Source organism: Methylobacterium sp. ap11 (assembly GCF_900110515.1).
In the GTDB taxonomy this organism is placed as follows: domain Bacteria; phylum Pseudomonadota; class Alphaproteobacteria; order Rhizobiales; family Beijerinckiaceae; genus Methylobacterium; species Methylobacterium ajmalii.
In genome coordinates this window covers 169,608-187,021 of record NZ_FOEB01000008.1, presented here as the reverse complement: position 1 = coordinate 187,021, position 17,414 = coordinate 169,608, and the positions used below count along the sequence as shown (strand labels likewise).

23 protein-coding genes, 1 tRNA gene and 1 pseudogene are annotated in these 17,414 nt (G+C 64.8%); 15 read left to right on the top strand and 10 right to left on the bottom strand.

The window, feature by feature from the left end; genetic code table 11:
- The first annotated feature begins 3 nt into the window (after positions 1-3).
- The 8 genes from BMX97_RS32085 (at position 4) to BMX97_RS14300 (ending at position 4,966) form a co-directional block, all read left to right on the top strand.
- Positions 4-1,674 (top strand): hypothetical protein, encoded by a 1,671-nt coding sequence (locus BMX97_RS32085; RefSeq protein WP_143074623.1) that lies wholly within the window; start codon positions 4-6, stop codon positions 1,672-1,674.
- A 37-nt stretch (positions 1,675-1,711) separates the two neighbouring features.
- Positions 1,712-1,972, top strand: coding sequence for a hypothetical protein (locus BMX97_RS14330; RefSeq protein WP_091751147.1), 261 nt, complete (start codon positions 1,712-1,714; stop codon positions 1,970-1,972).
- 156 nt (positions 1,973-2,128) lie between these two features.
- Positions 2,129-2,827 (top strand): NlpC/P60 family protein, encoded by a 699-nt coding sequence (locus BMX97_RS14325; RefSeq protein WP_091751145.1) that lies wholly within the window; start codon positions 2,129-2,131, stop codon positions 2,825-2,827.
- A complete protein-coding gene (locus BMX97_RS14320; protein WP_091751142.1) occupies positions 2,827-3,078 on the top strand; it encodes a hypothetical protein in 252 nt (83 codons plus the stop codon). Before BMX97_RS14325 ends, BMX97_RS14320 begins: the two co-directional genes overlap by 1 nt.
- Positions 3,079-3,158: 80 nt before the next feature.
- Positions 3,159-3,854, top strand: coding sequence for a hypothetical protein (locus BMX97_RS14315; RefSeq protein ID WP_091751140.1), 696 nt, complete (start codon positions 3,159-3,161; stop codon positions 3,852-3,854).
- Positions 3,855-3,861: 7 nt separating this feature from the next.
- Positions 3,862-4,203, top strand: a complete 342-nt coding sequence (locus BMX97_RS14310) for a hypothetical protein (RefSeq protein ID WP_091751138.1) — start codon at positions 3,862-3,864, stop codon at positions 4,201-4,203.
- 14 nt (positions 4,204-4,217) lie between these two features.
- Positions 4,218-4,445: a hypothetical protein gene (locus tag BMX97_RS14305; RefSeq protein ID WP_143074622.1), complete on the top strand. Its 228-nt coding sequence runs from the start codon at positions 4,218-4,220 to the stop codon at positions 4,443-4,445.
- Positions 4,442-4,966 carry a hypothetical protein gene (locus BMX97_RS14300; protein WP_091751132.1) on the top strand — a complete coding sequence of 175 codons (525 nt, stop codon included), beginning with the start codon at positions 4,442-4,444 and terminating at the stop codon, positions 4,964-4,966. Before BMX97_RS14305 ends, BMX97_RS14300 begins: the two co-directional genes overlap by 4 nt.
- A gap of 72 nt (positions 4,967-5,038) precedes the next feature.
- Here the strand turns inward: BMX97_RS14300 and BMX97_RS14295 are convergent, their stop codons facing one another.
- Positions 5,039-6,148: a Hint domain-containing protein gene (locus BMX97_RS14295; RefSeq protein WP_177202225.1), complete on the bottom strand. Its 1,110-nt coding sequence runs from the start codon at positions 6,146-6,148 to the stop codon at positions 5,039-5,041.
- A gap of 801 nt (positions 6,149-6,949) precedes the next feature.
- Here BMX97_RS14295 and BMX97_RS14290 point away from each other — a divergent pair.
- Complete coding sequence (locus BMX97_RS14290; protein ID WP_091751126.1) at positions 6,950-7,414, top strand: LexA family protein; 465 nt, start codon at positions 6,950-6,952, stop codon at positions 7,412-7,414.
- A 122-nt stretch (positions 7,415-7,536) separates the two neighbouring features.
- Here the strand turns inward: BMX97_RS14290 and wrbA are convergent, their stop codons facing one another.
- Entirely contained in the window at positions 7,537-8,172 is a 636-nt protein-coding gene (gene wrbA, locus BMX97_RS14285; protein WP_244538427.1) for an NAD(P)H:quinone oxidoreductase, read from the bottom strand.
- Positions 8,173-8,458: 286 nt separating this feature from the next.
- Between wrbA and BMX97_RS32075 the strand changes: the two genes are divergently transcribed.
- A complete protein-coding gene (locus BMX97_RS32075) occupies positions 8,459-8,689 on the top strand; it encodes a hypothetical protein (protein WP_143074621.1) in 231 nt (76 codons plus the stop codon).
- Positions 8,690-8,753: 64 nt separating this feature from the next.
- Here BMX97_RS32075 and BMX97_RS14280 read toward each other — a convergent pair whose 3' ends face one another.
- From BMX97_RS14280 to BMX97_RS32870, 8 genes and pseudogenes are all read right to left on the bottom strand, one after another.
- Positions 8,754-9,563 carry a glycosyltransferase family 2 protein gene (locus BMX97_RS14280; protein ID WP_177202224.1) on the bottom strand — a complete coding sequence of 270 codons (810 nt, stop codon included), beginning with the start codon at positions 9,561-9,563 and terminating at the stop codon, positions 8,754-8,756.
- A gap of 193 nt (positions 9,564-9,756) precedes the next feature.
- Positions 9,757-10,086 (bottom strand): hypothetical protein, encoded by a 330-nt coding sequence (locus BMX97_RS14275; protein ID WP_244538426.1) that lies wholly within the window; start codon positions 10,084-10,086, stop codon positions 9,757-9,759.
- 310 nt (positions 10,087-10,396) lie between these two features.
- A complete protein-coding gene (locus tag BMX97_RS32070) occupies positions 10,397-10,687 on the bottom strand; it encodes a hypothetical protein (protein ID WP_143074620.1) in 291 nt (96 codons plus the stop codon).
- A gap of 14 nt (positions 10,688-10,701) precedes the next feature.
- A complete protein-coding gene (locus tag BMX97_RS32065; RefSeq protein ID WP_143074619.1) occupies positions 10,702-11,142 on the bottom strand; it encodes a hypothetical protein in 441 nt (146 codons plus the stop codon).
- Between the two features lie 305 nt (positions 11,143-11,447).
- Positions 11,448-11,690, bottom strand: coding sequence for a hypothetical protein (locus BMX97_RS14270; protein ID WP_091751118.1), 243 nt, complete (start codon positions 11,688-11,690; stop codon positions 11,448-11,450).
- Complete coding sequence (locus BMX97_RS32875; protein WP_177202223.1) at positions 11,687-11,905, bottom strand: hypothetical protein; 219 nt, start codon at positions 11,903-11,905, stop codon at positions 11,687-11,689. The genes BMX97_RS14270 and BMX97_RS32875 overlap by 4 nt, the downstream gene beginning before the upstream one ends.
- Before the next feature lie 326 nt (positions 11,906-12,231).
- Positions 12,232-12,306: transfer RNA gene (locus tag BMX97_RS14260), tRNA-Thr, on the bottom strand.
- Between the two features lie 137 nt (positions 12,307-12,443).
- Positions 12,444-12,650, bottom strand: a pseudogene (locus BMX97_RS32870) (serine/threonine protein phosphatase); the annotation flags it as partial.
- Positions 12,651-13,052: 402 nt separating this feature from the next.
- Here BMX97_RS32870 and BMX97_RS14250 point away from each other — a divergent pair.
- From BMX97_RS14250 to BMX97_RS14230, 5 genes are all read left to right on the top strand, one after another.
- Positions 13,053-13,292 (top strand): hypothetical protein, encoded by a 240-nt coding sequence (locus BMX97_RS14250; protein WP_091751115.1) that lies wholly within the window; start codon positions 13,053-13,055, stop codon positions 13,290-13,292.
- A 142-nt stretch (positions 13,293-13,434) separates the two neighbouring features.
- Entirely contained in the window at positions 13,435-14,073 is a 639-nt protein-coding gene (locus BMX97_RS14245) for a septation protein A (protein ID WP_091751112.1), read from the top strand.
- Between the two features lie 56 nt (positions 14,074-14,129).
- Positions 14,130-14,894, top strand: coding sequence for an endonuclease III domain-containing protein (locus BMX97_RS14240; RefSeq protein WP_091751109.1), 765 nt, complete (start codon positions 14,130-14,132; stop codon positions 14,892-14,894).
- 90 nt (positions 14,895-14,984) lie between these two features.
- Positions 14,985-16,025: a tryptophan--tRNA ligase gene (trpS, locus tag BMX97_RS14235; protein WP_091751106.1), complete on the top strand. Its 1,041-nt coding sequence runs from the start codon at positions 14,985-14,987 to the stop codon at positions 16,023-16,025.
- A 609-nt stretch (positions 16,026-16,634) separates the two neighbouring features.
- Entirely contained in the window at positions 16,635-17,339 is a 705-nt protein-coding gene (locus tag BMX97_RS14230) for a haloacid dehalogenase type II (RefSeq protein WP_091751103.1), read from the top strand.
- Positions 17,340-17,414 lie beyond the last annotated feature (75 nt).

Genomic DNA, 17,414 nt, shown 5'->3' with positions numbered 1-17,414 from the left:
CGTATGACCCGCACGCACCTCGCCGCACGGCTCGCCCTGCTCTTGGCCGCTGTCTCTGCCGCACCCGCCGTGGCGCTCGACATGCGGTTCTCGCCAATTCCCGGCAACACGCCGGGAGTTGGGCAAGGGCAGGCTCCGATCAAAGACGATACGCTCGCCATCAACCGGGCGGACGGGCGGCTGTTCTGGCGCAAACTAGATGGTACGCTCGGTACCTCCACGCTGATGAACGCCACTTCGTCCGGGCGCCGCGCCGTCGAGCAAGGGCGGGGCGACGACTTGGAGGTCGCGCCGTCCAGCGCTCCCGGTGACGCCCGAAGCGTCGCATTGTGGACCGATCTGTCTCGCCAGGTCGAGCAGGGCATTTCTCAGGCTGCGACCGCCGGATATTGGTCAGACGACGCAACGCCTGGCCGGTTCAACCGTATCGCCGGGCGGCTGCTGATTGGCGATGCAGTCAAATATACAGGCCAGCAGTACACCGGAAACTCCCCAATCGGAGGGTATGCCAGCTACCTAGAGCGCGACAGCGTTGCCTCGGTCATTTCGCCTAAGGGGCTCATCGGCGTGTTCGGCGGTTCCCGAGCGTCGGACCAGCCGGGGGACATGCCCGGACCGCGAGCCCCCATCGGGATCGCTGGCCTCGGCATCAGCGACAAGCCCGGCCTACTGACCGGAGTATGGGCGGGGTATTTGGAGACGTTACGTCAGAAGGGCAGCTCCACGACTTACGGTCTTGAAGTCGCGGCCAAAAACCGCGGTACCGATAGCATCACGGGCGACCCCTACAATCCTCAGGGAACCAACGCCGTCATCGGCACTTGGATGGCAGCGGGCGCGGATGCCACATACGGGGGCGCCCCCACGGCGCCATCCAATATCGCGCATCTTGTTGGACGTAATGCATCTACTTGGGACAAGGGAATTGTATTTGCCGCTGATGGGCTGAGCGGGAACGACGGCTTAACTGCCGGGCAGACATCGATTGCTATAGAGATGGGCATGGGTCACATGCTCAACTGGCGCAATGCGGGAAACACCCAACGAAATGCAATATGGTCTGAAGTTGACCAGCCCGGTTTTTTTGGGCTGAAGTTCAAGGGCAAGTCTGCAGAATTCTTCGGCAACGGCGCCGTCCCAGTGATGCGCGTGCTGGGATCAGCAGCGCCGGTAAATTTCCCGGTGCTTTCGTCCAGCGATACAGGCGGCACCCCCGCGCTGCAATTTACTGGCTCGGATGCGAATGTCTCGGGGCGATACGTGGCGCAGGGGACAGGGAGCCATATCTTCGCCACTGCCGGCACGGCTGTCGCGGGGGGAGGCCTTACGGGCGGGGCGACGCAGCTCCAGGTGCTGTCCGTATCGGGGGCAACAGATTGGTTGACGATCGCGGGCTCCAACGCGGGTAACGCATTCCTCGGCCTCGGCGGCAGCTCCACCAACGGGGCCATCGTGCTCACCGGCAAGGGGAGCGATGGCGTTGTCCTGCGCGATGGCACCCAGACAATCCGGGTGTGGGCTACGACGGCCGGTGTCGGGTTCAACGGCGCCTCCCCGGTGGGAAAATGCTCGCTGGACCCGCTCCCCACCGACAACGGCGCCACCAGCGCCAGTATCTCAACCGCCGTCAATAGGATCCGCTCCTGCCTGATCAATAACGGGCTGGCGCAGTAACGCGCCCGGACCACGTCACCCGAACCGAGAGATCATCATGAAAGTCCGCATCGTCGCCGCCGCGACCACTCTGCTGGCAGCAGCACCCGCGTTCGCGCAGTCGCCCACGGCTCCGCGCCGCGAGGCCTACACCCTGACCCTGACCCCGCAGGAGGTGCAGGCGGTGGCAAGCGGCCTCGGTAAGCTGCCGCTGGAGGTGGCGCTGCCCGCGTTCGAGAAGATCCGCGCGCAGGTGGCTGAGCAGGACCGTAAGGCGGCCGAGAGCGAGGCTCCCGCGAGCGCGCCGCCCAAGCCCTAGTACGTTCGGGCGCTCGGGTCATGACACATCCCCGTGGCGCGTCGAAAGCTGCTGCCATTTGAGCCTGCGCGCTGCATCTTGGCGCAGCGCTCTGATCCTTCCCTGAAGCTGCGCCACCCGGCCCGGTCCTGACACCCTGACAATCTGGAGATCCTGATGACCGTCGCTGAGATCCAGCGCGCTCTCCTGGCGCGCGGCTATGACCTCGGGCCGGCCGGCGCCGACGGCGATGCCGGCCCCCGCACCATCGCCGCGGTGACGGCGTTCCAGCGCTCGGCCGGCCTTCTACCGGACGGGATCGCTGGGGAGCTGACCAAGAAGGCGTTGCAGCAGGCCGACGTCACCGAGGGGCGCGTTCCCGTCGACAAGCCCGGCTGGCTCGTCCTCGCGGAAGGCGAACTCGGCGTGCGAGAAGGTGCGGGCGCCGCCAACAACCCGCGCGTCGTGCAGCTGTTCGCCGATGCCGGCTTCTCCGGCATCAAGCATGACAGCGTCGCGTGGTGCGCAGCTGCCGTCGGCGCCATGCTCCAGCGCGCCGGCCACAAACCCTCCGGCAGCCTCGCGGCCCGGTCATACGAGGGCTGGGGCGTCGGACTGAAGGAGCCGGCCCTGGGCTGCGTCGCCACCAAGCGGCGCGGCAACAGCGCCTGGCAGGGCCATGTCGGCTTCGTGGTCGGCGCCAACTCAAACCAGATCTTCCTGCTCGGGGGTAACCAAGGCGACGCCTGGTCGATTGCGGCCTTCTCCCGCAAAGAATTCACCTCCTTCCGCTGGCCGGCCGACGTGCCTCTGCCGGTGGCGAGCAAGCTGCCGACGACGATCGCAGGGGCGCGGTCGGGCGTGAGCGAGGCCTGATGCGCGCCCGCCGCCTCATCCCGCCGAACGATCCGGTCCTGCCGGTCCGGGTCACCGGCCCGATGCCGCTCGGCGACGCGCAGGACCCGCCGGTGGATGCCCTCGCGCTCGCGGCCGCGCGGGAGATCGGCGACCTCTGCACGCTCCAGCCCGTCGCCGTTCGCACGGCCCGCATCCAGATCCTCATCGCCGCGGCGATCAACGAGGCGCTGGACCGTTGCCAGGCGCTCGGCGGGCGCCGGACGCGCTAACCGACCCCCGGAGATCCCGGGCAGTTCGACCCGCGCCGGCCGGGCCAGCCGAGCACATCCCCCACAATCAGGACACCATCATGCACCGCATCTTCCTCGCGGCGCTGGCGCTCGCCTGCGTCTGCTCTCCCGCCATGGCCGGCGCCGGCCCGATCGCCGAGATGCTGCCCACCGGCGGCAACCCGGCCCACGGCCTCGCCTTCGGCCTCGTGCTGCTCGGCGCGCTCGCGCTGGTCGACGGCGTCTGCCTCGCTGCCCGGGTCCGGCTGCCCGTCCTCGGCATCCTGGTCGCGGCGCTGATCGCCGGCATCGCCGGGCCGGCGCTCGCCGCGGAGGTCGCCACCGTCTGCGGCACGTCGATCGATCTGCCCTGGGGCGCCTGGCTCGCCGCGGCCATGCCGTCGGTCGCGTCGGTCGCCGTCACGATCCTGGGCGGCGTCGCCTCCGCCGCGCTCGCGAAGCTTGCGCCCTGGGCCACGCTCTTCATCAGCCAGAAGCGCATCGAGGCGACGATCCAGACCGGCCTCGACTACGGCATCAACGCGGTGCAGGGCGCCACCAAGGACGCCAGGCTGACCGTCCCCGTCGGCTCCCAGGTGCTCGCCGTCGCCCTGCAGCGGATCATCGACAGCACGCCCGCCAAGATCATCGACGCGGTGGGCGGCCCGGCCGAGATCGCCAAGCGCCTATTCCGGGCCATGCACCTCGACGAGAACTCGTCCGCGGCGCTGATCCTGGAGCCGATCCTGGCTCGCATGCCGGCGACGGCTCGGTAAGTCAGCCGTGAACGCCATTGAGATCGCCAGCCTCCTCAGGGACTACGGCCCCTGGGGTATGATCGGGATGCTGTGCCTAGTAGTCGTCTACCTGCACAAGCTCGTTCAGAGCTGCCAGGAGGCGCGGGTCTCCGACGCCAAGGTGAATACGTCCGCCCTGGAACGGCAGGCCAGCACGAACATCGAGACGGCGGCCGGTCTGAACGCGATCCGCGAGGGGCAGACCGAAGTCCTGCGCATGCTCGCCGTCACTCAGCGCGAGATCGAAAGCGGCGACGAGCGGGTCCACGACAAGCTGAATGCGATCCAGGGCCGGGTCGACACGATCTGCCGTGGGGGTGTGCGATGATCCGGAGGATCAGGATGCTCCTCGACCGCATCTTCCCGAACCGTTGCTCATCGGCGGGCGACGAGTTGCGCCGTGCCGCGGAGCTTCACGCTCTCTCCACAATCGAGCTGACGACGGCAGCACGCAAGCAGCAGCGGCGGGTCAAGGACATGCGCGTCACGGTCGATGCCGCCGAGCAGCGGGTGGAGCACCGCAACCGGCAGATCGCCACCCTCAACGCTCTCCTGGAACGGGATCGATGAAGCGTTTCCTCACATCACGTCTCTGCCTGCTGTTCGTGCTCCCCAACGGGCTGTTCCTGCTCGGGGCAGCGCTGTTCGGCTCGGAGGCGATGATCGGCATTCTGAACGCGGCCATCGTCGCGCTCGCGGCCGGGGTCTGCGTGGCCTACTTCACGACCACCCGGGACATCGTGCTCGGCCGGCTGCCGCTCAATAAGGTGCACTGGTTGGCGCTCGGGATCTTCCTGTCCTGGGCCGGGACGCAGCTCGGACGGTGGTGGTCGATCGTGTGGCGCTGGCTCGACCAGCCGATGTGGCTCGCGAACTCCTGGATCGTCGCCTACGGGCTCTTCCTGGTGGCGTGCGGCGCCTACTTCCACCTGATCGCGGACGAGGCGATCGGCGAAGAGCGCGTGCCGCCACAGCGCTGGATCCGCTGGGGTGCCGTCGTCGCCGCTGCCGTCTTTATGATGGTGGTGGCGAGCTACGCCATTGACCGGTGGACCGAAGCCGGTGTTTTCTACGACCAGAGGTTGGGCTGACCAGCTCGCCTTTACCCCGAGACTTCCTCAGCCCCGCCGGCAGTCGCCGAGCGGGGCTTTTTCGTTTCTGGCCTACGCCACTTGGTCTTCCGAACCGGCAGTCGACATCGCCTCGGGCGTGACCACCCAGCGCGGCAGGGACGGCCCGCGGAGATCTAAGCGCAGTCGCACCGTGCCGATCAGTCCAGCCCAAAGATCCGCTGGTATGCGCGCTCGTCCGCCGGTCCAGCGGTGATCCACCTCTGCGATGTGAAAGCCATCGACCATCCGGGAGTCGTCGAGCGCGATTTCGCGCACGGCATGCAAACCGTCGTCGAGGGCGAGCCGGCTCAGCGACAATCCGAGATCGCGCTGATCCAGGCCCATGGCCGCGTCCCGCGGCGTGTTCGTTGGGGTGATCAGCCACACCTCCTGCGCCGTGGCAGGCAGCAGGAAGCAGCCGATCAGGCCCAGGCGGTCGAGCTGCACAATGCGGCCGTCCACCATCAGGTGCGTGTCCGCGAAGGGCTCGGGCGTCTCGAGGCGCCAGCCCAGCGCCTCCGCGCGTCGGCGGAGCTGGGCACGGGCGGCATCGACGAGGACACCATCCTCGTGGAAGGGCCGGCAGAAATCGGCATGGGCGGGCCGATCATCGGGTGTGAGGTCGAGGTCGACGACATCGTTCTCGGCGAAGAAGGCGCGGTTGCCGGCGTCGAGATAGCTCTCGGCGGGTAGGCCCTCGGCGAGGAGAATATCGTGGCTGTCGAGCTCGACGTGCCAGTAGGTGACGGTATTGACCGTGTCGCGAACGATGGTCGCGCCGTTGACGAGGGCGTTGGCCGGAACGAGCACCTCGCCGAGAAGGTCGAGGCAGACAGCGTGGCCCGGGGAGAGAACGAGGTCGCGGGACGGCCGGTTGTCGCCGAACGCGTGGGCGCGAATGCGCACGGGCTGGACGCTGTCCGGATGCGGGTGTCGTGTGCAATCGACAGTCCGGTGGCCGAGCCAGCGGATCGGACGGGCCTCGCCGGCGGCGTTGAGAACCAGATCGCCGACGCGCAGATCCTCGACTGCAACTTCGCCGCGAGATGTCAGTATCTTCGAGCCGGCGCCATAGCAAACTGGCAGCGCATAATCTCCCTGCGGAGACGTAAAGCTGTAGTTGGATCCAGCGGCAGGGGCGGTACCGTTGGAAAATATCAAGTAGCTTGACTGATCTTGACTTTCAAGTACGAAATTCGAAGGGTTATCAACCTTCGTCTCAGAAGTTACTACTATTCCTGAGGTCTTGAATGGTATATTGTAAATACCAAGACTGTCCTCGGACCCGTCCGCTTTGACGCCGTATAAATATCTCGAATTTTGCCCCTCATTGTTGAGGGCCAAAGCGGTGTATCGAGAAAATGTCGAGCTAAGGGGTGCGGAAACTGCAGACCCTGCCCCGCTTGCTATATTGTACTCAAAAGATCCGGTGCCTACAATATTTTCGATCGGATATATCGTCCTATTAAAGAAAGGACTATCAGTAAATCCGGTACGCTGCGTCACATCACCCATTGTTATTGATTCCTTTACTTTTACAGATAGATGTTAACGAGCAACAGCTAGCAAAAATCCAGGCCGCGTCAACCAGCACGAGCATGCAAGTTGTATTATATACGAAATGTGATATTTTTACATCGGAAATTATTCATGCATTGACGTTGGTGGGCTTTTGTGCCGGCAGACGCATCTCCCCACACGCCATACGCTTGGTGAAGGCAGAGCGAGTCTGGAATTTGCAGTCAGTCAACAGTGTAAAAAGTGGCACACGGGTCGGATCAGCATAACGGCACCGTCAAGCCGGTTGGCCTATTTTCGAAACAGTTCTCGCGCTTCTGTGGTTGCGAGCGAGCTACGAGACTATCGATTCGCGTAGGCGCGGCCACTCGGCCCCGAAGCTCGGCCTTGACCGGGAACCTCAGGCCTATTTGTTCTCTTTCTGTTCTAATACGGAGGGCGCGCGTGAGTCTCTATCGGGTCGGTGCGGAGGCGGCGGACGACAGCGGGCTCGTGCGGATCCCGTTCATGCTCCCGACGCTCTGCGCCGGGTTCCCGAGCCCAGCCGAGGACTTCATCGAAGGCGCGCTCGAGCTTCCGCGCTGGCTCGTGCCGAACCCGCTCGCCACCTTTATCTGGCGGGTGCGCGGCTGGTGCATGAAGGGCGCCGGCATCCACGACGAGGACTTGGCGATCGTGGACCGGTCGCTGCGGCCCTCTTCCGGCGTGGTGGTGGTCGCGGTGGTCAACGGGGAGATGAGCCTGAAGCGCCTGGTGATGACCGGCAACCGGCTGTCCCTCACGTTCGACAACCCGGAGATGGATCAGGAATTCGCCCTGGAGGACCTGGAGGAGGGCCTGCTCTGGGGCGTGCTGCTGTTCTCGGTACGCTGGCACCACGTGAAGTCCCGCGCGAGCCTCGTGCGATGAGCCGGGCCTCGTCGACCAAGTTCGAGATGCGCTCGCCGCGCTACACCATCAGGCTCCATGAGATCCCAGCGGTGAGCGCGATCGGTGGAGCTGCCGGTTAGGCCGGCAGCTCACTTGCCGGCTTACGCCTTCGAAGTCTCGGCTTTGGCACGGCTCGGCATCTCATCAGCGATGACAAGCGCCCGAGTTATCGCGACCGTGTGCCGCCCCTGGTGGCGCGCGGCATCGAGATCTTCCTGGCGCGGCTTTCCCTTCTTGCCGCCCACGATCGTCGAAGCGCCATAGGGTGAGCCTGCCTCCAGCATGGCCTCGTCGGTGTAGCCCGTCGGTAGGATCACCATGCCGAGGTGCGCCATCGGAGCGTAGAGGGCCAGCGTCACTACCTCCGAGCCACCATGCGGCCAGGATGCAGCGGCGAACGCGCCGCCGACCTTGCCCGACAGGGTGCCACGCTTCCATTGCGGGCCGAGGCGGTCGAGAAAGTTCTTCAACTCGGTAGCCGGCGCCCCAAAGTAGGACGGTGTCCCGAACAGGATCGCGTCGGCCCATTCTGCATCCTCGTGCGTCGGCTCCGGGTAGAGGGCGTTCTGGCGGTCAGCCTCCTCACGCCACCCCTCGACCTTGGACATGTCCTCGGCCGAGGCGACCTCGCGCGCACGCCGCAGGCGCACCTCGGCACCGGCCTCGCGCGCTGCTTCTCCAGCGGCTACCGCCAGGGCCTCGACGGACCCGGTGCGCGAGTAGAAGACGACCAGCATACGAACCCGCGGCTCGACCATTGTCCTGCCTGCCCGTGAAGGTTGGAGAGTTGCGTCGGACAACAGGACCGGGCCCTTACGGCTCCTGCGCTTTTTGCGCGCACCGCAAGTGGTCGAAGACGGAGCTCTACCGCTGATGCTCGCCGCGGTTCACGACGCGGTTGAGCGAGGTGCCGTGCGTGTCGGCGATCCGGTGAGCCCCGCCGGCAGCCGCCGAGCGGGGTTTTTTCTTGCGTGCGCGATCTAGACTTTCAGCCTATACCGGCTCGGGTAACGGAGGCCATCGATGTCCGAGCAGCGACGCATGCCAAATGAAATCACCATCACCTACACTGATAAAAGCGCTACTTTGACAGCTACAGGCGCTGTCGACCTCCTGAAAGAGGCCGGGTTTTTGATGGACCCAAATGCCTATGCAGAGCCACTCTTCGCCATTGACCAAGAAATCCTTAGGGTAGAGAAAGATAAGACAGCGAAGGGTGTTGTTGGCGCAGTGTACTTGCCTGGATTTCGCTAAAAAATATTAGTTCTTGTTAGCCCGCACGATTTAAAACCTATGACGTGCGGGCTACCATATACTATTATTTACGCATGTAAAAATTTACTAGATTGCGATAATATTTCGCGCTATCATCATATTCGTCATTCATATCGTGGGCTTGCCACATGTGTTCAAATCTTTCATCGCTTGCCTGAAGCTTGCTATCATCGACGCCAAAATAACCGCGCTTGCGTTTGCGATCGTATTGCTCGCGCGATCTAACATGGTAGTGATTAATTCGCAAAATGCTATGAGATGGCGACATTTCGTCATAATAGCCGTGCGGAGGGCCATCATGTAGAAGCCTATGCTGCTCGTCTACAAAAATGCCGTCGAGCTTAAATATGTGAGAACCCAATGGTTGTATTACCTTGGCGGGATTAACGATGGACTTTACATGGCGGTGCAAGTAATAATCAGGCCGTGCCCGCTTGGTGAAATTATCAATAGTCAAGCCTTCGGGCTTGGTGTTGTGCCCACTAGAGCCATATATCTGCCAATAAATGCCTACACCAGCGACGTCCTCATATTGAGAAAGGGCCGCCCTGACATCACCGCCGGCACTAGGATACAAAAATTCGTCCGCATCAATGAATGCCATCCATCTATATTTCTCACCATAATTCTTTATAAATAACGTCGAAAAATCTGCTGGAGTCCCAGTAGGCTGGAACAGATATGTTACTCTGCCATCTTGCTCATAAGACTGAATTATTTTTCTAGTATTGTCTGAACTGCCGTTATCAATGATATACACATGCTCAAAGCCGGAAGCAATGTGAAAAGCAATCCATTCACCAATGATATCTTGTTCGTCTTTAACATGAGCACACACAGCTGCATATTTCATTTTCAAGCACCATTGACTGCGGTGGCCCATAAAGATGGCTGCCTACCATAGGACCCTAAGATCAGGGAAGCCGATTGCAGTTTGGCCTCCTCTCACGAAAGACCCATGAGCCCGCCCGGGTTACACCTCGGCGGGCCCTTTGCTGCCCGGCCCCACCCCTCCGGCCACAGCACGTCCCGGCCGATGACGAGGGTCAGGCGTCAGGATCCGGCAGCCCCGGCATCGGCCGGACCACCATCTGCCACCCGGTCTCGGCGGTGAGGCGCGCGTAGTGCGCCTTCATATCCTTCATCACGCCGATGCGCTTGCCGCCGCATGCCGAGCAGCGGAGGCGGAGCGCGATGTCAGGGATGGGCAGGTCTGGCGGGAAGCGGTCGGTGGCGACGATCGCCTGGTGGCGGCAGTCGTGGCAGTGGGCGGCAATCGTGGTCTCGCCCTGCGCGCGGCATTTGGCGACCGTGGGCGGCGCGATCTCGCGACCGTCCTCGTCGTAGGCCCAGCGCGGGTTGCGGCCTCGCCTCACCTCGCATCCCCGCCGTGCATCTCCACGAAGGCCCGGGCCCGATCATAGGCCGACCGGATCAGCCCCGCCTCGAACGGGTCGGTCATGTCGAGGTCTTCCCATGCCGGCCACCATGTCACCCGCTGCCGGGAGTGCTCATGCAGTTCGCGAGCGATGACGTCGAGAGGCTGAGGATCGGCGGGAGGATGGCTTACCGCCCGCTCCTCCCGTCCAGCCGCCGCGCCGCCCGCCTCAGGCCCGCCACCGCGGCCCGGGCGCAGGCCAGCACCAGGACGGAGGTGAGGGCGAGGTAAGTGGTGGGGGTCATGCCTCAGACCGGCGGCTTAACGCCAATAAAAATGTTCACGTCCCCCGTTTCATTCGGATCTCCAACAAATATTCCTGCTGCTGGCGGAGGAGAACCTACTGTCGACTTCAATCCAACCTGATTGAATGTCATTATTATTGCATCTCTGAGAGCTTGATTCGACCCGGAAACTAAAATGCCTAGTGCGATACCGCCGATAGAACCATCTGTCATACGCCTGTCGATAATATTAAATCCGATCTGCTTGAATATATCAATAATTTGACCCCCAAGAATGGCAGCATCTGCATCCATCTGATAAATTTTTATCAAACGGTTTGCCCTGCAAATGGCCTAAGAGCGCCAACCTGTTGCCCGTTGACGCTTGTAAATCGCCTGGGTTGGATCTGGGTTTCCAGTGCGAGGTTCGCTGCTTCGAGTTTGGCTGCGCGTTCATTTGCCTCAGCCGCCTTGACTGCGGCACCACCCGCTGCACGGCCAGCTTCGACACCTGCCTTGTGGGCCTCAGCCACTTTTCCGGCGACAGTCTCCTTGTAACGTTCTAGACTGTGCTCAGCGGCCTCAGCTTCACGTTTGTGCGTTAAAATTGATCCGCCTGTCGTGACGACGACAGCGCCTGCCGCTAGAGCAGCCACAGCCAATGCCCAAAGCATCAATTTGTCCCAAGTGGAACCATCGAGGCCGAGCGTGACTATTGAGGCTGCATTTGTGATATTGCTTTCGGCCTCTGGACTATCCGCAATTGCCATTGTCGTTACGCTCATCTGGATTATGAAAGCATACCCAAAAAGGCACGATTGATTTAGGATGCGCTTCGCAGCGTGAATCAAATTTGATGGCACAGTACTACAGCGCTTTTGTTGCAGCGAAATGCAACCGCCGTACCGCGGGTTGGGCTTTGACTGTCGGATCGGGTGCGCCCATAATGATGCCTCCAATTGGTTGAGTCGCATCTCCGATGGTGGACGAAGCCGGGCCGCTTGCACAAGCGCCCGGCTTCTTTTTTTCAACCTACGATTTGGGCTTGTTCCGGCCCGTCTATGGGCCGGGCCGCTTAGACCAGCGCCAGCAGCACCGCCGTCCTGACCGCGTTCCGTTTCTGCGGCCCGGTCACGTCCTCTCGCCCCAGCACCTCGACGGCGTAGGCGTGCGCCAGGACGGCCGCAGCGACGTCAATGCGGCCCGTCCCGATCTCGAGCACAGCCGGCGCCGATGGGTCCGCGAGGTAGGCCGCGACCGCCGCGTTGAGCGCGTCCTCGGTGAGGAGCTTCTGCTTGTAGGCCTCGCCGCCGGTCATCGCTTCGCCTCCCAGATCGGCACCATCCCCGGCATCTTCACGGGCTCGTGCCGGTAGGCGGTCCACCTCCCGAGCTTGATCCACTCGGGCGTGACCTCGTGGATGTCGACCGAGAGCGTCACGAGGATCCCGCTGTAGTCCCCGCGGATCGTGCCGAGCTCCGGGTGCACCCCGAACAGCCGGAGCGTATCCCATCCCGCCGCGTGCGCCTGCATCCCCCAGCGCTCCACGAACTCGCCGCAGCGCCGGTGCGTCTCACGCCACTCGTCGGGCCGGAGCCCGCGGCACGGGACGACGCCAGGGGAGAGGCTGGCGAGACTGCGGGACCAGGTGAGGACGGTGTCGGGAATGGGGTCATGCTGTGCCGGATTTTGTGCGGCCCCGATTTTACGCCTTGGGGCCGACTTAGCTGCTCATCGAAGGGAGAGCGGAACGTCTGCGGAACAGAATGTGCCGGATTTCGTGCCGACGGGATAGGGCCTTAGATGCGTATAGTGACGCCTCTGACGGGCCTAATCGTTTGATTTTCCAATGGTTTAGATGGTGCCGGTGGAGAGGATCGAACTCCCGACCTTCGGTTTACAAAACCGCTGCACTACCGCTGTGCTACACCGGCGAGAGCCTGCAAGCCGTTGATTTGCAAGCTGTTCATGCCCGAGCGCGAGGCGCGCGCGACAGGCGGGTCTATAGAACCCCTGGCCGGTCCGTCGTCAAGGCGCAAAATCCGGGGCCGGCGCGGTCGCAAGGCGCGAGTCAGGATTGCAGGAACGCGACCGGGCCGGGGTTCGCCTGGTCGAAGACCGCCGCGGTCAGGCGGCCCGTCCGCAAGGGCGCCGTGTCCAGGTTGGTGCGGTAGGGGTGGCGGCCCGGCACGCCCTCGTAGCAGGGCGTGTGCCCGTGGACGACGTGCTTGCCGAAATCGTAGTCGACCGACAGGAACGGCTCGCGGATCCACAGGCGGGCCCGCACGCTCGGGTCGATCTCGAATCGTCGATCGCCGAACACGCCACCGTGCGAACAGTCGAGTATCGAACGCAGCGGTCTCGCGTCCTGTGATCTTTGGCGTTAGCGTAAGGAAACGAAAGATCGGCCGAGCGATCTATGTCCAAGGGCGAGCCGAAGGTCCTGGGCGGTGCAGGCATGCGGGTCTAGACTTGTGCCGCGGCACCGGCGGAGCCGCGACGGCGGGTGGGACGACCCGCCCCGAACCGGCGGCGTGGTGCTGCGCTGCAACATGAGGTCGCAGTTCTTCCGCTCTGTCAGATCCTGGCACGCGAATCGCTGATCTGCCGGGACGGCGTGCGTCCCTCCGGCCCGGACCCCCGCCCGTCCCGATGGCACGAGGTGGCCGGTGGAGGTGGCATGGCGGAGTTCCTCACCGTGGCGCTGGTCTGCGTCAGCACCCTGGCGGCCCCGGATTGCTCGCGCGAGACGGCCGTGGACGTCGCGGTCGCCCCCGCGCCGACGCCGATCGCCTGCCTGATGCAGGGCGAGACCCTGGCGGCGCGCAGCGGCTTCCTACGCGGGCAGGAGACCTACCTGAAGGTCGCCTGCGAACGCCGCCGCACCGCGGCGCTCCGCCCCGACAGCGTCACGCCCTGACGGTGCGCCGCGGGTGAGGGGGATGGCCGGCGCGGCCGCGCCGGTCTATGGCCTCGCCTCCCGTTGCGTGCGGCACCGTGCGGACCCACCTGCACGGGATCCCGGCCGTCCGCGCGCGAGACAGGAGCGTCGCCCCCGCCCCATGCCCATCGAAGCCGTCCCGCCCCAAACCCACCTGCCGCCGCTCGCCAAGCTCGCCCTGGAACTCGGCCCCCTCGGGGTCTTCTTCTTCGGCAACGCCTACGCGGAAAAATTCGGCTTTGCCGCCGACCAGCGCCTGTTCGTAGCGACCGGGCTGTTCATCGTCGCGACCCTGGTGGCGCTCGCAGTGCATTACGTCTGGGTGCGGCGGCTGCCGATCATGCCGCTCGTCTCCGGCGTCGTGGTGGTGGTGTTCGGCGGCCTGACGCTGCTCCTGCGCGACGAGGTGTTCATCAAGCTCAAGCCCACCATCGTGAACAGCCTGTTCGGCGCGGTGCTGCTCGGCGGCCTCGCCTTCGGCCGGCCGCTGCTGGCGCTCGTGCTCGACAGCGTGTTCGACCTCACCCAGGAGGGCTGGCGCAAGCTGACCTTCCGCTGGGGGCTGTTCTTCTTCTTCCTGGCGGCCGTGAACGAGGTGGTGTGGCGCACCCAGACCACGGATTTCTGGGTCAGCTTCAAGGTGTTCGGCATCATGCCGCTCACGATCGCCTTCGCGCTGGCGCAGACGCCGCTCCTGCTGCGCTACGAGCGCAAGAAGGACGGGACCACGACAGGCGGGGCGACGTCGGACCAGTCTTGAGCGGGGCGCGGTGCCGCAGCCGGAACGGGTGCAGGACTTCGGCGATTCATCCCGTCATGAGCCCCGCACCTGCCAACCTGCCGGAGAAGGCCGTGACCGACAAGGCCTTGACCGAGAAAGCACTGGCCATCCACCGCCGCCTGTGCGGGGTCTATGGCTGCCCGATCCCCTATTTCCACGATCTCGACCCGGTGAGCGAGCTGATCTCCTCGCTCCTGTCGCACCGCACCCGCAACGCCGATTCCGGCCGCGCCTTCAAGGCGCTGCGGGCGCGTTTCAACGACTGGGACTCGCTGATCGCGGCGCCGACCGAGGAGGTCCAGGCGCTGATCTCGGGCGTCACCTGGCCCGAGCTGAAGGCGCCGCGGATCCAGGCGGTCTTGCGCGCGGTGCAGGCGCGGGCCGGGAGCCTCGATCTCGGTTTCTTGCGCGAGATGCCGGTCGCCGAGGCGCGGGCCTGGCTCGAGGCGATTCCCGGCATCGGGCCGAAGACCAGCGCGGCGGTCCTGTCGTTCAGCGCGTTGCGGATGCCGGCGCTCCCGGTCGACAGCCACCATCACCGGGTGGCGCAACGCACCGGGCTGATCGGCCCCAAGGTCGATGTCGGCCCCTCCCATGCCCTCCTGCGGGCGCAACTGCCGGCGGACTGGGATTCGCAGAAGCTCTACGACAACCACGAGATCCTGATGCTGCACGGGCAGCGCTGCTGCTTCCACCGCAACCCCGCCTGCGGGTCTTGCGCCGTGCTCGATCTCTGCCCCACCGGCCAGGCCCGAACCGAGGCCCGCAGGCCGGACGGTGCGGTCGCGCTGCACCCCTGATCGGCGTGCTTGACCCCCCTTCCGGAACGGTCCAGAACGCCGCGCCCGCGGGACTGTGACAGCCCTCGGCCAGGGGACGACGAACTCACGATGCCCGCGTTCAAGGAACTGGTCTTCTCCGGCGTCCAGCCGACCGGAAACCTGCACCTCGGCAACTATCTCGGCGCCATCAAGCGCTTCGTCGCCATGCAGGCGCAGTTCGACTGCCTGTACTGCGTCGTCGACCTGCACGCGATCACCGTGTGGCAGGACCCGGCCGAGCTGACGCGCCAGATCCGCGAGGTCACCGCGGCGTTCCTGGCCGCCGGCATCGATCCGGCCCGCTCGGTGGTGTTCAACCAGAGCCAGGTGCCGCAGCACGCCGAACTCGCCTGGATCTTCAACTGCGTCGCCCGCCTCGGCTGGCTCAACCGCATGACGCAGTTCAAGGAGAAGGCCGGCAAGGACCGGGAGAACGCCAGCATCGGCCTCTACGACTATCCCGTGCTGATGGCGGCCGACATCCTGGCCTACCGCGCCACCCACGTTCCCGTCGGCGAGGACCAGAAGCAGCACCTCGAGCTGACCCGCGACATCGCCCAGAAGTTCAACAACGACTTTGCTGGTGCGATTCAACAGCAGGGTTACGGCGAGGCGTTCTTTCCGATCACCGAGCCGCTGATCGGCGGGCCGGCCGCCCGGGTGATGTCCTTGCGCGACGGCACCAAGAAGATGTCGAAGTCGGACCCGTCTGACTATTCGCGCATCAACCTGACCGACGATTCGGACGGCATCGCCACGAAGGTGCGCAAGGCCAAGACCGACGCCGAGCCCCTCCCCTCCGAGACCGCCGGTCTCGAGAAGCGGCCGGAGGCCGACAACCTCGTGGGCATCTTCGCGGCGCTCAACGACGTGAGCCGCGAGGACGTGCTGCGCGAGTATGGCGGCGCCCAGTTCTCGGCCTTCAAGGGCGCGCTCGTCGACCTGGCGGTAGCGAAGCTCGGGCCGATCGGCGCCGAGATGAAGCGCCTCGTCGCCGATCCGGGTCACATCGATGCGGTGCTCGCCGACGGCGCCACCCGCGCCGAGGCGATCGCCGCGCCGAACATCGCCGCCGTGAAGGACATCGTCGGCTTCGTGCGCCGGCGCTGAGCGGCCGCGGCGACGCACCGGCTCCCGGCAGCTTGCATGCCGGTCGAGCCGGGCCGCGGGTGCGATCTTCGTCCAGTACCAGACTGAACAAAACGATGAACCGTCCAGTCTTCGACGGTTCATGATATGTCCATCCGGCCTTCGCCCGAGCCAGATGCGGCCCTGCATCCCGATGCGGGAATGAGCGCGCGCGACTTCGCCGCCCGCGTGTGTGCGCGCGAAGTCTAGTTTACATCTTGCCGCTGGCCTTCAGCCGTGCCAGTCGCGTCACGGCCCGCTCGGCCGAATCATCTCGTTGCACATCCTGAGCCCATTCCTCGATGAGGGTGGGACGAGCGCGCGACCTTTGTCTCAGGTATTCGATCTCGTCCCTTAGAACGGTGTTCCGAGGAGCATCGCGATGCTCGGAAGGCGGGGGTGATTTGCGGCGGCTCGACATGCCGGGCATGCTCATCGGGCGTCGTTAACGGGAGGTAAATGCCCCCTCGATCCCGGTGGCCGTCCGGCCCCGCTCACCCGAAGGTGATGCATCGCGGGAGGCGGCCTTGAAGCGCGGGCCACGGGGCCGATAACCCGGGGCGACGACACACCATCCGGGAGGCGATCCGCATGGCCATCCAGGCCCTCATCTTCGACGTGTTCGGCACCCTCCTCGATTGGCACGGCGGCGTCGCCCGGGAGGCCGTGCGGCTCCTCGCACCCTTCCGGCCCGACCTCGACGGCGCCGCCTTCGCCCGGGCCTGGCGCGACCGCTACCAGCCCGGCATGGAGCCGATCCGCCAGGGCGCCCGGAGCTACGCCGACCTCGATACCCTGCATGCCGAGAGCCTGGAGGGCGTGCTCGCCGGCCTGCACCTCGCCGAGACGGTGCCGCCGGAGGTACGCCACGAACTGGTGCTCGCCTGGCATCGGCTCGATGCCTGGCCGGAGGTGCCGGATGCGCTTGCCCGGTTGCGTGAGAAGTATCTGCTGGCGCCCTGCTCCAACGCGCATGTCCGCCTCGCCATCGCGCAGGCCCGCCGCAACCGGCTGCCCTGGGACGCGGTGCTCGGGGCGGACTTCGCCCAGGACTACAAGCCGAAGCCCGCCGTCTATCTCCGTGCCGTCGAGGCTTTGCGGCTGCCGCCCGGCGAGGTGATGATGGTGGCCGCCCACTCCTCGGATCTCGCGGCGGCGGCGGCCTGCGGCCTTGCCACCGCTCATGTCGCACGGCCCGGCGAGAGCGGCCCGGGCACCGGCGAGGCGGCGCCCCTGGTGCCGGTGGATGTTGCGGCATCGGATCTGGCGGATCTGGCGAGGCAGCTCGGCTGCTGAGAACTGGACATGACAACCGGCATCCTACCCACTCACCTCATCCTTCGAGGTCAGCCGATCTTCGATCGCGTGCGA